This window comes from Streptococcus sp. CCH8-C6 (assembly GCF_001557225.1).
Classification (GTDB): Bacteria; Bacillota; Bacilli; order Lactobacillales; family Streptococcaceae; genus Streptococcus; species Streptococcus sanguinis_C.
In genome coordinates this window covers 20,982-36,876 of record NZ_LSJN01000064.1, presented here as the reverse complement: position 1 = coordinate 36,876, position 15,895 = coordinate 20,982, and the positions used below count along the sequence as shown (strand labels likewise).

At 44.3% G+C, this 15,895-nt stretch carries 11 protein-coding genes; all 11 read right to left on the bottom strand.

Annotated elements, in window-relative coordinates; all coding sequences use genetic code 11:
* Window positions 1–8: 8 nt before the first annotated feature.
* Window positions 9–491, bottom strand: coding sequence for an ECF transporter S component (locus AX677_RS06615; protein ID WP_060976583.1), 483 nt, complete (start codon window positions 489–491; stop codon window positions 9–11).
* Window positions 481–1,242, bottom strand: a complete 762-nt coding sequence (locus AX677_RS06610; RefSeq protein ID WP_060976582.1) for a bifunctional hydroxymethylpyrimidine kinase/phosphomethylpyrimidine kinase — start codon at window positions 1,240–1,242, stop codon at window positions 481–483. Before AX677_RS06610 ends, AX677_RS06615 begins: the two co-directional genes overlap by 11 nt.
* Window positions 1,232–1,981 carry a tRNA pseudouridine(38-40) synthase TruA gene (truA, locus tag AX677_RS06605; protein WP_060976581.1) on the bottom strand — a complete coding sequence of 250 codons (750 nt, stop codon included), beginning with the start codon at window positions 1,979–1,981 and terminating at the stop codon, window positions 1,232–1,234. The genes AX677_RS06610 and truA overlap by 11 nt, the downstream gene beginning before the upstream one ends.
* A gap of 256 nt (window positions 1,982–2,237) precedes the next feature.
* Entirely contained in the window at window positions 2,238–8,051 is a 5,814-nt protein-coding gene (locus AX677_RS06600; protein ID WP_060976580.1) for a ZmpA/ZmpB/ZmpC family metallo-endopeptidase, read from the bottom strand.
* A 315-nt stretch (window positions 8,052–8,366) separates the two neighbouring features.
* Complete coding sequence (dnaJ, locus tag AX677_RS06595; RefSeq protein ID WP_002893708.1) at window positions 8,367–9,500, bottom strand: molecular chaperone DnaJ; 1,134 nt, start codon at window positions 9,498–9,500, stop codon at window positions 8,367–8,369.
* Between the two features lie 198 nt (window positions 9,501–9,698).
* Window positions 9,699–10,331: a DJ-1/PfpI family protein gene (locus AX677_RS06590; RefSeq protein ID WP_002920194.1), complete on the bottom strand. Its 633-nt coding sequence runs from the start codon at window positions 10,329–10,331 to the stop codon at window positions 9,699–9,701.
* A 227-nt stretch (window positions 10,332–10,558) separates the two neighbouring features.
* Window positions 10,559–12,388, bottom strand: a complete 1,830-nt coding sequence (gene dnaK, locus AX677_RS06585) for a molecular chaperone DnaK (protein WP_002905346.1) — start codon at window positions 12,386–12,388, stop codon at window positions 10,559–10,561.
* Between the two features lie 174 nt (window positions 12,389–12,562).
* Entirely contained in the window at window positions 12,563–13,099 is a 537-nt protein-coding gene (grpE, locus tag AX677_RS06580) for a nucleotide exchange factor GrpE (protein ID WP_060976579.1), read from the bottom strand.
* A 35-nt stretch (window positions 13,100–13,134) separates the two neighbouring features.
* Window positions 13,135–14,169, bottom strand: coding sequence for a heat-inducible transcriptional repressor HrcA (hrcA, locus tag AX677_RS06575; RefSeq protein ID WP_060976578.1), 1,035 nt, complete (start codon window positions 14,167–14,169; stop codon window positions 13,135–13,137).
* Between the two features lie 163 nt (window positions 14,170–14,332).
* Window positions 14,333–15,061 (bottom strand): ABC transporter permease, encoded by a 729-nt coding sequence (locus AX677_RS06570; RefSeq protein ID WP_060976577.1) that lies wholly within the window; start codon window positions 15,059–15,061, stop codon window positions 14,333–14,335.
* Complete coding sequence (locus AX677_RS06565) at window positions 15,054–15,893, bottom strand: ABC transporter ATP-binding protein (RefSeq protein WP_060976576.1); 840 nt, start codon at window positions 15,891–15,893, stop codon at window positions 15,054–15,056. The genes AX677_RS06570 and AX677_RS06565 overlap by 8 nt, the downstream gene beginning before the upstream one ends.
* Window positions 15,894–15,895 lie beyond the last annotated feature (2 nt).

Here is a 15,895-nt window from a genome sequence, read left to right as displayed (position 1 = left end):
CACCTCGTTTATTTCACTGCAATCGTCTTTTTCAAACCCTCTGGGAAGGCTTTGTAGAGGGCAAAACCGACTGCTAAACCAAAAGCATTCTGCATAAAATTACTTAAGATTTCGGCTAGGGCAGCCCCGACACCATTCATAATACTACCAAAGAGGGCATAGCCACCGACCATAGCTACTGCAGCCAAGACCAGCCCAAGGTAGCGTTTCTTGCCCTCAAAGCCAGCAAAGAACCCCTGAAGTCCGTGGCAAATCAGACTGAAAATCATCCACTGAGGATAGCCAGCAATCATATCAATCAAAAAGCCTGAAAGGCCTCCGACAATAGCCGCTTCCTTGCGGCCAAAGTAGAAGGCTGTAAAATAAATCCCTGCATCCAGCAGTGTCAAAAAGCCTGTCGGAGTTGGGATTTTTAAAAAATTCCCCAAAACCACAGATAGAGCTGTGATGAAAGCTAAGATAACTAATTTTTTAACCTGATTATTTCTCATACTGAACTACCCCATATTGATCTGAGCGCTGAATCGCTCGGTAAACAAAATCTTTAGACAATTGAACTGCTGCAAGTGGAGACTTGCTTAGAAGCAGCTGACTGGCAATGCTGGAAGCAAATGTGCAGCCCGCTCCAGTATTGTTGCTGGCCAGCACTGGCGATTCCATGACCTCAAAATCTCGGCCGTCATAGTAAACATCCACCGCCCGCTCCTTGCTCAAGCGATTGCCGCCCTTTATCACTACATGCTTGGCTCCCAAATCATAGAGCTTCTTGGCTGCAGCCTGCATATCCTCCAGACTTTTGATTTCTTTTTGGGTCAATAGCTGAGCTTCTGCCAAATTTGGCGTGATGATGCTGACATGAGGGAAAAACTTGATGATTTCTTCTCTCAGTGCACTGACTTCCAAGTCATGATTTTCCTTGCAGACCAGAACAGGATCCAGCACTACTGGTATATCCCCATGCTGCTTGACAAAAGCCAAAGCCTGCTCTGCTATTTCCAGATTGGGTAAAAGCCCTATCTTAATAGCAGAAAAAGGAACATCCTTGAGACTGGATAACTGCTGGGCAAAAACCTCTTCCTCAACTGGGATGACCTCAAATCCCTTGTCAGTCATCGCCGTCAGGCAAGTCACAGCTACGAAACCATGCAGGCCATTGACCGTATAGGTAGCTAAATCGGCATGCAGTCCACCGCCGCTAAAAATATCATTGCCCGAAAGGGCTAAAATCAACTTATTCTTCATAACGAATCTCCTTTAAATAGAGACCGTTTGGACCGGCTGTTGGCCCTGCCAGATGACGGTCTTTCTCCGCTAAAATCTTCTGAATCTGCTCCACCGGCATGCGCTTGTTGCCAATCTTGAGCAAGGTACCGACCATATTGCGGATCTGCTTGTAAAGAAAGCCATTGCCCGAAAAAGTAAAGACCAGAAAATTACGCTCTGCATCAAAGCGGACCTTGGCCTCGGTAATGGTCCGAACCTTGTCTTCCACACTGGTCCCTGAAGCCGTAAAGCCTGTAAAATCATGCGTCCCCTCTAGCTGAGCAATCGCTTCTTCTATCAGACCCAGCTCCAAAGGATAGGGATAATGTGTGGCATAATGGCGCATCATAGGATTTTTGGGCCGGCCGATATCCACCAAAAATTCATAGGTCTTGCTATGCTTATTGTAGCGAGAGTGAAAATCATCTGACACTTGCTCCACACTGATAAAATCAATATCTTCCGGCGTCTGGGTATCCAAGGCAAAACGCAATTTCTCTTCATCCCGCTCTTCTGGTAAATCAAAATGCAGTACCTGGCCCAGGGCGTGAACACCGCTGTCAGTTCGGCCAGCTCCATGAATGACCACAGGCTGACCTTTATTGATACGGGTCAGGGTCTTTTCAATCTCTTCCTGAACGCTTCTGGCATGGGGCTGTCGCTGAAAGCCAGCAAAGCCATAGCCATCATAGGAAATAATCGCTTTATAACGTGTCATGTGTTTATTTTAGCAGGAAAAAAAGCCCCCAGCAAGCCCTAAAAGCAGGAACTGTCCGGGGACAGATTTTTTGAAAAATATTGTATAAGAAATAGGGATAATCCGCACTTTGACTTGCCATTATACAACAAAACAACCCATCTGAATCAGACTGTCAGTGATAACACAAACAGAGCTAATTCAAATGGGTTATTGATTACATATTGCTAAAGGTCATTATTTGCAGTTACACATGCAGCAAATCTAACACTTTTTCTTAGGAACCCCAAATGGAGTTTTCATCCATAAAGCTGTTGGTGTTCTTCAGCAGCTGCGTAAAGACAGCATACTTGAAGTCCTTGGTTGCCCGTTCATCGACACGAGACTTCTTCAGATCCTTGTCAACAGCTTCTGCAAAGCCAGCTTTCAGCTCTTCATAAGTGTGATAGACTTTTCCGTTGACAGTCACTGGCTTAATACCTGAGGTTTGTGCTTTATCCACAACTTTTCTGAAGTAAGCTTTCTTGAAGGCTTCCATAGTTTCAAATTCACCTCCAGAAATTTGCTTGATGATAAAGTTATCGCTCAAACCAGTCACACCTTGCTCATTGGCTGTCTTACGGTGTTTATTGGAAGCATAGCTTACGAAGCCTTTTTCATAGCCATAGTAACCCCAGATTCTGAAGGTATTATGCTTGAACATCAAGGCACCTGGCGCTCCAGTATTGTTTTGGCCGCCACCATAGATACCTGTCATAAAGTCGATCGCAATGTAACTAGAGTCGTAATCAGCAGGATTATAAGTTCGATTGTCAACCGCACGGTTAGACAGCAAGCCTTGGTCAACCAAGTCCTCTACAGAAGAGACTGACATGGCCGCTTTCTCCTCTGCTGTCAACTCTCTCACGACATCATATTGAGTTCGAGCATCTACAACCTTTGGCTCAACCTTCTTGAACCATTTAGCCACAGCTGCATTTCCTCTATCCACAACCGCTTGACCTTCAAGGTAATCCAGCAGCATGAGAGTATCATTATAGCCCTTCATGTAATGGTCGATGTCTGCTCGGTTCTTGAAGAGACTTGGCGAGCTATTGAAAATGAGACTACCATTATTTGGACGATCAAAGGCCATATTGAGACCCAGAGCACCCCAGCCCGGCTGATCAGGAACAGGTGATTGGAGCATCCCTTGAGCATAGCCTTCTGGTCCGATCCCTTGTCGTCTGCCATGTCCGCCCAGATAAATATCTCTGTCATTGACGTGGGTGAGTTCGTGCGTGAAGACGGACACACCGTATTCTGTCAAGAGATCAAAGGCCTCGAAGTTCACACGGATTGAACCAGCAGCGTGGGCACCATAGCCATTTGACTTGTACCAGCCACCAGCTCTGCCACCAACTAGGTTAAAGAACTCGCGGGATGGTGCATAAGGATTGCCCTTATTATCATTTCCGTTGACATCAATCCAGCCACGTCCTTCTACATCAAAACCATCCCATACAGCCGTTACATTTTGCTTGACCATTCTGGACTTGATATCATCTGAGAGCAGTTTGTACCAAGTGTCTACGTGATTTCGATGCTGGGTCGCTACTTCCTTGATGCGCGCATTAAATCGTTCATCAGACCATGACCGGCGCTTGTCTCTGTTGACAAAGGCCATCGTGCTATAGTTTGACAGAATAGCTAAGCGCGTATTTTTCAAGGTTAGCAGCGGAAGGATATAGTTGCTGAAATATTCAGAGTTGAGGTTATCAAAGACGCGATACTTAGCAGACTTGATCTCCTCGACTTCTGACTGGCGTTCTTCAAACTGAATAAATCCTCGAGTTGCATCCTTGAACCAAGAATCCATGTCCGCAAAGTCAGTCAGCAGACGACGATTGTAATCCAAGTAAGCCACCAAATCACTAGACTTGGACTCAGCCTTCAACTGACGTGCAAACATATTGACATTGTCTGCCCCTTTCAGTTGATTTTCTGTCGAACGACCAATCTTAATCAAGCGATCCAGCAATGGTACTTTTTCACCATAGAAGTCAGGTTTGAAGAGCACCAGCTCCTTGAGGTTGTAGTCGCCAAACTTGAGATCGTAATAACGGTTGAGATAGGTCAGACCGAGCATGATAGCCGTCTTATTCTCTTCGATTTTAGCTTTCAGAGCTTCGTTGGCTGCTGGATTGTCAGCATGGAATCTTGTCCATTCATTGGCCAGGAGCTTACCAAGCATATCCTGCAAGTTGGCTTTCACCTCAGCCAGAGATTCATCCAAGAAGAGACGCTTCACTTTGTTGACCTTGTCATTATCATTAGGCAGACCAACAGAACGATAAACTTCATCACTGTACAGGTCAAAGCTCTTCAAGCTCTCAGTCAGCTGAGCCAGTATGTCTTCTTTGACCGCCGTTGAGTGATTTGGAGTATAGATTGTACCAAGTTCTGCGATTTGATATTCTGGCAGAGTCGTCTGTTCAAATCGCGCTTGATTTTGAAGATTGAAGATGGTCTTGCTTCCGTCTGCAAAATGGACTAAGATCTTATCTGCATCCGTTCCGCCAGCAACAAACTGATTGCCCTTCAGGGCTTGAACTGCTAGAACTTTCTTAGTCAACAGGTCTCCTGCTTTACCAGCATCCACCAGCTTATTGGCCTCATGAATCAAGAACTCTTGGTTGTAGAAAGGCATAAAGCGCTCGAGGTTCTGATAAAGCTGTTCATTTTCTGCCTTGTAACCTGGCTTATCTTGATAAGTACTTGTTCTCAGGATAGCAGCATTTAGCTTCTCAGTTGTTACTTCATTTGCGCTGGTTTGCTCAAGAGCCGTAATCTGATAGCTCTTGACTTTTTGCTCAGCTTCTGCTTCTGTCAAGCGACGGAACTTAGCATCTTTACCTGTCTTGGTTCCAGAGCTTTGTCCCTGAACACCAAAGAGGTTTTGGAGTTTTTGTCCCATCCAAGCATCGGTAATCTCATTATCTGAGCTAAAGAGCTCTTTACCGTTCACTACCGTTGCATAGCTGACAGTGTCATTGATGGTTCCATACGGCCAAATGGAAGCAGCGATACCAGCTGAATTTCTTGAGCCCGCATCCTCTAACTTACCTTTGGCAACTGATTGCATCAATCTGCCCCAGTTACCCCAGCCTGAACCTGAATAGTCAGTGAAGTTTTGAGCGACCAGCATACCTGCATTTTGACCACTTTTGACCCAAATATCGGCTTCGACATAAGCGCGTTTCACCAAGGACATAGCATTAGTTCCCGCGATACCGGCTGTAACAGAGTTTCCACCCTTGGACTTAATACGACCCTTAAAGGAGACATTTTCAACGCGAGATTGGCCTTCTATATTGTTAACCAGACCGGCAATATGGTCTCTTCCTTCCAAGTATCCTTGGACATTGACATTTTCGATTACTCCTTTATTCTTCAAGCGAGCAGCAATTGTGGCAATTGTATCGCCCGCTTGCGAATCTGGATAAACCATATTGACTCGCTTAAAGTCAATATCCTTGACCGTTCCGCCAGTAATCGTATCAAATAGAGGATGCGCCAAGTCTAAAATTGCATGGCGTTCGCCATTTTGACCACCAATCAGATGACCTTTGAACTCACCTGGCAAGTAAGACTTGCTGTTAGCAGGTTTGTCAATCAGCTTGGCACTGATACTTCGGCCCAGAATAAAGGTTCCAGAAGGATCTTCCTTGATGCCGTCCAAAAGGTCTTGGAAGTCATAGTAGACATTTCCTTCACGTTTCTTGGCCTTTTCCAGATAAAAATCAAAGCTGTTTTGAAGACCGGTTGCGCTTCTTTGCAGCAAGTCTGGCAGCTGAGCCTGGATTTTAAAGACAGGCTGGTTATCAACGACCACTTCCTCGATAGAGGTAACCGGCAGGACAGTGTCCTTAAATTGGTCTGATGTAAAGTGCAGGTAATATTGGTCCAGATTTGCTGGTTTTTCAGCCAAAGTAGGCATCAATTTTGTCTGACCATTCTCAACCTTCATCAAGGAGACATTAGTGATGGACTTGAGCTCCACCTTCTTCAGGTCAAGCTGGACTGTCTCTTGAGCTAATTCCTGACTTTCAGAACCATTTCCTAAGTCATAGGACAGAGTCGTCTCAATCTTATACGGTGTATAGTAGTCCAAACTACTGAAGCTAGCAGTCAACTGGCCGGCCGTCAAATTCTGCTCTGCTATCAGCTGCCCATCTTTCTTCAGACGAACTTGAGCACTACTAAAGGCTTGATCTCTGTCCGTCAGCTGGTATTGAATCTGAACTGATTTCTGCAATTCATCCTTCTTAACCGCTGAAACAGTCAGATTTGGTGCTGCTTTAAGGGCCAATAAGTCGGCCAAAGCCTGCTTGAGTTGGTTAACACCCGCATCTACTTCATCTTGACTTGACGAAGTTTGATAAACCGTCGTAGCCATATTCTTAATTGCTTGTAGCTGCTGATAGGATTGGTTGGTGTAAACTGCTGGATCCACAGCTGCTGCTAAAGCCAGCTGCTTGCTCAATTCTTCTTTATTGATTCGAGCCTTGCTACCCCGAGTGACCACTGTATCAACTGCTTCATGCAAGATTCTTTCAGTTGTTTGTGGCTCCGATATGCGATTACCATCTAAGGTTTCATAGCTGGTTACAATTTCTTTTTGTCCTGGAGTTCCATCAACAGTGGTCTCTTCATCAAGATACTGGCTATCATCTGTCTTGTTGACAACTTGAGGCTCAATCGTTTCCAACTTGATGTCTGTATGCAGACTAGGTTGTTCTGGCTGAACTGTCGACTCGCCGTTAACGCCGCCAGTGTATTCTGGGAGGCCTGACTGGACCGGAGCTGGGTCACTAACTGTAGCTACTGGAGCATCATAGACTGGATTGTCTGCTTGAACTACTGACTCGCCGTTAACGCCGCCAGTGTACTCTGGCAAAGCTGGCTCAACTGGGGCTATGTCACCAACTGTACCAATTGGCGCATCATAGACTGGATTGTCCGCTTGAACTGTCGATTCGCCGTTAACACCACCAGTATATTCTGGTAGAGTTGGCTCGACTGGAGCTGTATCTCCTGCTATGCCTACTGGGGCAGTGTAGTCTGGATTCTCCACTTGAACTAGTGATTCACCATTAACACTGCCCGTGTATTCTGGGAGGGCCGGCTCAACCGGGGCTGTATCTCCTGCCGTGCCTTCCGAAATTGTATAGCTAGGATTGTCCGCTTGAACTAGCGATTCGCCATTAACGCCGCCCGTGTACTCTGGCAAAGCTGGCTCTTGTAAGCTTTCCCCTTTTGCCGTCTCTATAGTTGGATTGGATGGCTGAGGAGCTGGAAGCTTCCCTGACTGTCCTGAATCATTTGCAGCAGGGTTCAGCTGATACAGCAACCCTGCCTGAGCAGCTCGATCAATAGAATCAGAATCCTCTTTTGCAGCTTCTGATAATTCTGCTTGTCCTCGAGCTTCTTGGCCAGCTGATAAGGAGGCCGGCTTGGTTCCTGTCAAAGCCAGCAAATCAGAAGCGGTAAAGTAACCGATATAGTTATAGCCAGCAATGGTCACATCCGCTTCAGAAACTGTTGACGAAACCGCAACTTGACGGTTATATGAAAGCAATGCCCGATTTTCTAGCGCAAACGCTTGAGGAGACTGTAATACAGTCTGTCCCAAGCTGCCTAGCAAAAGCACTCCTAGTAATTTGCCAGATTTCTTTCGTGAGAATACCAAGACAGCCAAAATAGCCGTTCCCGCAAATAAGCCGAGAAGCGGCTGTCCATTATTTCCTGTACGCGGCAAGACAGTTTGCCCATCTTGCTTCCGATAAATCAGGTAATAGTTTTCCCCCGTTTGCAGATTTTCAGGCAGACCTTTCTTAATCAGCCCTTTTTCCTGATCTGTTAGCTCTTGCTCTTCAACATAAGTATAGTGAGCAGTCGCACCGCCTCCTACTTCATCCGCAGCAACTGTCGAACTGGACAAAGAGCTCCCAAAAATCAGAGCTGCAATGGCAACTGAGCCCACACCGACAGACAATTTGCGAATCGAATATTTCTGAATTCGCTCCTGCACTTTTTTAAAACTTTTCACTTTATAAATCCCCTTTTTCCTAAAATGTATAAAGCTAATCTCCCTATATCTTCTTAGCCAACTCCCCAGTAGACCAAAAAGATACGTTTATACACTTAGTATTATCATATATCTTTTAGGAAATTTTTACAATAGATTTTGCTTAAAAAAATCATTTATTTTTGTAAAAGAAGAGATTAAAAAATCGCTTCACCTTTTCTAGCGAATTTATTTTAAAGAAAAGGCGTTTAGACGAACTGGCTTCTTCAGCTAAATTATGTTTTTTATCCGAGTAAACATAAAAAGAACAGCTTTTGGCTGCTCCTTTTTATCTGATTACAAATCTTCCAAAGCGTCTTTCATTTTGTCGAAGAAACCTTTTTTCTTAGGATTGACCGAGATATTACCTGCTTCCGCAAATTCTTTGAGGGCTGCTTTTTGACGATCGTTGAGGCCAGTCGGTGTCACAACATTGACAGTAACATACTGGTCACCCATGCTTCCACCACGCAGACTCGGTGCTCCCTTACCACGCAGACGGAAACGCTTGCCAGTCTGTGTTCCTTCTGGTATATTCAGCTCGACATCCCCGTGAACAGTTGGAATGTCCACGCTGTCACCAAGAGCTGCTTGGACAAAGTTGAGATTGAGCTTGTAGTAAATGGTAGAGCCATCGCGCTCAAACTTGTCACTCGGCTCAACTTGGACCACGACATAAAGGTCACCATAAGGACCGCCATTAAAGCCTGCTTCACCTTGACCAGACAGACGGACCTGCTGACCAGTTTCCACACCAGCAGGGATTTTGACCTTGACGCTGTGAGCCTGTTTTTCATGCCCCGTTCCATGACAGGTTTCACAAGGACTTTTGATTTCTTTCCCTCGGCCGTGACAGACATCACAGGTCACTTGCCGACGCATCATGCCAAGCGGTGTCTGGGTATCAACATTGATGACACCTGAGCCATGACAGCGGCCACAGGTAACAGGACTAGTCCCTGGCTTGGCACCAGACCCAGCACAGGTATGACAGGTCGCTTCGCGGTTATACTTTATTTCCTTCTCAGCTCCAAAAATGGCTTCCTCAAAGCGAAGATTTACACGATACTGAAGATCGTCCCCTTGGCGCGGAGCATTAGGATTACGTGAAGCACCGCCACCAAAGAAGCTAGAGAAGATATCTTCGAAGCCACCGAAGCCGGAGCCATCAAAGCCACCGAAGCCGCCTGCACCACCGCCAAAGCCACCATTAGCTCCCGCTGCGCCGTATTGATCATAGGCTGCCCGCTTTTGCTCGTCGCTCAGCGTTTCATAAGCCTCTTGGACTTCTTTGTATTTGTCCTCCGCCCCAGCTTCCTTATTAATATCGGGGTGATACTTTTTAGATAATTTCCGATAGGCTCTCTTGATCTCATCCTGAGAAGCATTCTTAGAGACACCTAGACGGTCATAATATTCTGTATTGTTCATGTAAGATACCAAGACCGTAAAATTCGACTGAAAAATAGGAAATCAGGCGACGGAGCGATGCTCCAAGGCTGATTTCTATTTTTTCCAAGAATTTAGGTCGGGTTCAGTTCCTTTCTTTTATATTGAGTCAGAATTCTTGGAACCCGTGTTCAGTTGCGAACACCTATGTTCCTTTCTTTAAATTTTAGAAAATATTGATCAGGGGGTATTTTCAAATTCATGCATCATTTCAGCAAAGTCTTCTTCTGATAAAGTGAATATCAAGTCCTCTTCCGAATACTGATTCCGTTCTTTAAAATAGTTGTCAGCATTATCTACCAAACCTAGACTAAGAAGCACTTTTCTTGCAAACGCTTGATGTGCAAAGCCAACAGCTGTAATGATGTTATTATCTTGCAGAACAGCTTGAGCTTTGAAATTTTCACGCGGAAGAAATTCAAAATAGTCAAAAAAGTTTTGCCAAATCCCACCAGTAAATTTAGTATCCTTCAATAAACCTGCTTTCGCCAATAAAATGGGAGCTGAGGAAATAGCTGCAATTAAAACTTCTTGCTGCTTCAAACTTCTTAGGAAAGAAATCAATTTTTCATCATGCAGAGCAGGAGCAATGTTTATCATTCCTGACAAAATAACACAAGAATAGTCTTCGATAACTACTTCATCCAGTGTTCTAGTAGGTTGACAGGGAAGTCCATCTTCTGATGTTATAACATTTCTATCTGAACCAGCATAATCAACCTCAACACCAAAAGATAGAGCTAAAGTACTGGTCAGACTAACTACTTCACAAAGTGAAAAATTAGGATAAATTAAACAGAGCACTTTCTTCATAAGCGTCACCCTCTAGTTTAGCGAAAAACAGAGGCTGGGCTGCAACCTCTGGATTTCTTCCTATCATTACGACGTGAAATTTTCAAAACAATATTTTTCGAAAAATTTTTGACGCGGTAGCTGATTGGATTTTAGGTTCGTCTTTCAGACTCCCAAAAATCCTAATCATCCTCGCGGGGGTTCGACTACGAACTAAAAACTTTCAATTTTTAGTTCTGTCTCACCGCCTATTTCTCCGTAAACTCTCCGTCTACGACATCGTCGTCTGCTTTAGTTGAGCCCGCGTTTTCAGCTCCTTCTGCTCCTGCTTGGGCTTGTTGAGCTGCAGCAGCTTGCTCATAGAGTTTCACTGCCAGTGCTTGAGCTTTTTCGTTAAGAGCTTCCAATTTAGCTTTCATGTCGTCCAAGTTATTATCTTCTTGCGCTTTCTTAAGTTCATCAAGAGCAGCTTGGGCAGCGTCACGCTCTGCGTCGAAGCCTTTGCCTTCAGTTTCCTTGATAGTCTTTTCAGTCGCAAAGATAGCTTGGTCAACTTCGTTACGAAGGTCAACTTCTTCCTTACGTTTCTTATCTGCTTCAGCATTCGCTTCTGCATCCTTCATCATGCGGTCGATTTCTTCGTCAGTCAAGCCGCTGTTAGATTGGATGACAATGTGTTGTTCTTTTTGAGTTCCAAGGTCTTTAGCCTTAACAGATACGATACCGTTCTTGTCGATGTCAAATGTTACTTCGATTTGAGGGATTCCACGAGGAGCAGCTGGAATATCTGTCAATTGGAAACGTCCCAGAGTCTTGTTATCTGCTGCCATTGGGCGTTCACCTTGAAGAACATGGATATCAACAGCTGGTTGGTTGTCCGCTGCAGTTGAGAAGACTTGTGATTTAGAAGTTGGAATCGTTGTGTTGCGGTCAATCAGCTTAGTGAAGACACCACCCATTGTTTCGATACCAAGTGACAATGGTGTTACGTCAAGAAGGACAACGTCTTTAACATCACCAGTGATAACACCACCTTGGATAGCAGCACCCATAGCAACTACTTCGTCAGGGTTCACTGATTTGTTTGGTTCCTTACCAGTTTCAGCCTTAACAGCTTCTACAACAGCCGGTATACGAGTTGAACCACCAACCAAGATTACTTCGTCGATTTCTGACAAGCTCAAGCCTGCGTCAGAAAGAGCACGGCGAACTGGTTCTTTAGTGCGCTCTACCAAATCACGAGTCAAATCGTCGAATTTAGCACGAGTCAGAGTCATTTCCAAGTGGAGAGGTCCAGCGTCGCCAGCTGTGATAAACGGCAAGCTGATTTGAGTAGAAGTCACACCTGAAAGGTCTTTCTTAGCTTTTTCAGCTGCATCTTTCAAACGTTGAAGCGCCATCTTGTCATTTGACAAGTCGATGCCATTTTCTTTCTTGAACTCAGCTACCATGTGATCGATAATCTTTTGGTCAAAGTCATCACCACCGAGTTTGTTGTCACCAGCAGTTGCCAATACATCAAAGACACCATCACCCAACTCAAGGATTGAAACGTCAAAGGTACCACCACCCAAGTCAAAGACCAAAATCTTTTCTTCTTTATCTTGTTTGTCAAGACCGTAAGCAAGGGCTGCTGCAGTTGGTTCGTTGACGATACGTTCTACTTCAAGACCAGCGATTTTACCAGCGTCTTTAGTCGCTTGACGTTGTGCGTCGTTAAAGTAAGCTGGAACTGTGATAACCGCTTTGCTTACTTTTTCACCAAGGTATTCTTCTGCATAGCCTTTCAAGTATTGCAGAATCATAGCTGAGATCTCTTGCGGAGTGTATTCTTTGCCATTGGCAGCTACTTTTTCAGATGTTCCCATTTTTGATTTAATAGAAATGATTGTATCTGGATTTGTTACTGCTTGACGTTTTGCCGCATCACCAACGATGATTTCACCATTTTTGAATGACACTACAGATGGTGTTGTACGATTTCCTTCTGGATTTGCAATGATTTTGCTTTCAGTTCCTTCAAGAACTGCCACTGCTGAGTTTGTTGTACCTAAGTCAATACCGATAATTTTAGACATATTTTTACCTCTTTTTACTTTAATTTTATTTTTGATACTTTTCTTTGGTTCGCTTCGCTCGTAAGAAGCAAAGCTGAACAATTTTTTATCTTTCTTTCATAGTTTATTGTCGTTTCGGACAAGTCTTACGCAGCAACTGATTGGCAGTTCACTTCGCAAATATTAGTGACTCGCCTAGTTGTAAACTACGACCATAGCCGGTCTTAGGATACGGTCATGAAGTTTGTAGCCTTTTTGGAAGACCTGCGCGATAGTGTCAACTGGGTGCTCATCGTCAGCTGGAACAGTTTGAATAGCCATGTGATAGTTATGATCAAAAGCTCCGTCAGCTGGGATTTCTTCGATGCCCTCTTCTTTGAGAGCATGAATCAAGCTTTCCTGCACCATTTCCAGTCCTTTTTTGACATCATCTGTCAGCCCTTCAACGGCAAGCGCGCGCTCCAGATTATCTATCGAAGGCAAGATAGCTTTTGCCAGGTCCTGGCTGCGGTACCTCTGCAGCTGTTGGCGTTCTTCATTTGCTCGGCGCTGGATATTCTGCATTTCTGCATGAGCGCGGAGATATTTGTTTTCAAAATCTTCTGCCCGCTCATTAGCTAGTTCTAATTCTGATTTTTCAGGGCTTGCTGATTCAGCTTGCTCAGCTGTTTCTACAGCTTCCTCTTTTACTTCCACATCTTCTGGATGTTCTTCTTGTTTATGTTTTGCCACAAGGCACCTCCTTTTTAGGAATATTTATACTATATTTAGTGGACTTCGTAGTGATTGCTGCTAAGGTAACGATAGAAGTCGGTCAGTTTCATGGTCAGCACTCGGTTGACGACATTCATCTGACTGATCAGCCGTTGATAGTCAAGATTGACCGGACCGACAACTGCCAGAACTCCAAATCCTCGATAAGGAATCAGGAATTTGCTGGAAATCAGTGTCAAATCAGCCAAACAGCTTTCTCTACTGTCTGCCACACGTACGCTTTGCATCTGATCCTCAGCCAAGCTGTCGCGAATCTCAAAAGCTACTTTCTGTGGGTCATCAAAAAACTGATAAGCCGTCAGGTCTGAAAATTCCAAGAGCTGAACCTTGCCAGACAGAATCACATTTTCCTTGAAAATATCACCAAAGATATGCTCAAAGAGTTGAATGACATTGTCCGTCGTGGTGAAATAGCGCTGGATAATCTGCGGAATTTCCGTCCGAATCTTGTAATGGATGTCCAGCACTGTCTGTCCCAAGAACCGTTCCCTTACTAGGCCTTTAAGCCTATCCAGGTCTTCTTTTAAGAAGTTGCGCGGAATCATAAACTGACTAGTGATGGTATTGGACTCATCCAAGGTGAAGACTGCCAGAGCCGTGTGCTGACTGAGCACAACAATATCAAAAGCTGTCAAACGCTGCCGACTGGGTTCTACATCCAGTGCAACAACCGTGCATCCACTGAGCTTGGTTAAAAGGTCCGCTGCCTGTTGAAGAATGTCCTCCAAGTTGAAAAACTCATGGTCAAAGGCTTTGATAACCTCATAAAGTTCATTCTCAGCGAGACGATCAAAGAACAGAGAATGCTTGACAAAGTACTGAAAACCAGCCACGCTCGGCTTACGGCCGCTGGACGTATGCGCCTTTTCCAGAAGTCCCTGCTTTTCCAAAGCCGCCATATCGTTTCGGATGGTGGCACTACTAGAATTGATAGAATCCTGCAGGGCTTTGGAGCCGACCGGCTCGTGAGTCTTGGTAAAGATATCAATAATCAAATTCAAAATCTCATTTTGACGCTCCGTGACCACGGCATCACCTCCAATCAAGATTCTGCTGTTGATTAGCACTCAACCATCTCGAGTGCTAACTCATGATTCTATTATACACTCTTCTACTCCAAAGTCAAGACAAAAACTCAAAAAATTAGCACTCTTTTTACAAGAGTGCTAAAAATCAGTCTAGCGACCTAGATTAGTCGTCCAAGATTTGCAAACGGCGCATCAAATAGAAAGAAATTCCTACAAAAAGAAGCAGCCAAACTAGCAGAGCCAAAAATTCTCCGCTCCATAAATGGAAATGAGACCAATCTTTCATATAGCTAGTAAATAGGCCCATAAAGCTATAACGCAGCACCTTAAATAAATCCTCGCTCATATTTGAAAACATAGGAATAAATGCCGCCAAGAGCATGGCTGGGACACTAAGAGATTGTGCCATGACCTGATTTTTACAAAACAGACCAACCATTAAAAAGAAGAAAATTAAGACCAGCATGGTCAATAAGAGAACCAAACTATAGCTGAACAGATGATTAGAAAGCTTAGCTCCTACCAAAATTGGGGTAATGACGATATAAAAAATCCCAATAATTGCTGGCCAGATTAAAGCAGAGAGAATGTATTGACCAGCTGTCACACCAGCCAAGCGCAAACTTTGCAAATTACGTTTTTCTCTTTCCTCAGCTAGGATGATAATAATAGGTGTTCCAACAGACATGGCTAGAGAGAAAGGCAGAGAGATCGTAAGCAACATAGTAGCTAGTTTATCCGCTCCAATTTCCTTACCAGCTCCATTCAAAGAAAAAATAAATTTATAGAGAAAAATAAGGAAAATCGGCATGAAAACCTGCAATAGAATACTTTTATTAGCTAGTGTCACTTGACCTCTTAGCCAAATCATACCTTTTAATTTATTAGACATTTAAGGTACCTCCTGTCAAAGTGATGAAAACATCTTCCAAAGTTGGTTCGCAGGAATGAATACTGATAACATTGGACAAATCCAAACCACCTTGCAGTTCATCAAAGGTAACTGTCTTCGTCGTCAAATCTTCATATTCTAAACGAACCCTCTTATCTGTATTATACTTTTGGATTATCTCATGCGGACTGCCTACTTCGACTAGTTTTCCTTTACTTAGCAAGGCCAAGCGATCACACAAGAGGGTAGCTTCCTGCATATCATGAGTCGTCAGAAAAATAGTTGTCCCCTGAGCTTTTAGTTCCAGCAGTAGTTCATGAATGGTGCGAGAGGTTGACGGATCCAAACCACTGGTTGGCTCATCCAAAAAGAGCAATTTGGGCTGATTAATCAGGGCTCGAACCAGTAGCATCCGTTGTTTCATACCAGTAGATAATTTTTCAGCCACCTTGTTGCGACTATCATAAAGCCCCACTTTTCGGAGGAGTTCATCGACTTCTGCCATCTTAACCCCAAATAGCATGGCATAGGCTTTGAGATTCTTATAAAGTGACATCTTTTCATAAAAACCACTGCCATCGCTGACAATCCCTATCTGCTCCAGCACTTCTGCCTTCAAATCCTCAACCGGTGCAGACAGCACATGAGCTGTCCCAGCATCTGCAGACAACTGTCCAGTCAAAATATTGATAGTCGTGGTTTTACCAGATCCAGAAGGCCCTAGGAAGCCAAAGATTTCTCCCTCTCGGATGGAAAAATCGATTCCTGCCAAGGCTTCTTGTTCCTTGAACTTCTTTTTCAAGCCTTGCACTTCAATAATGGTCTTTTTCATTG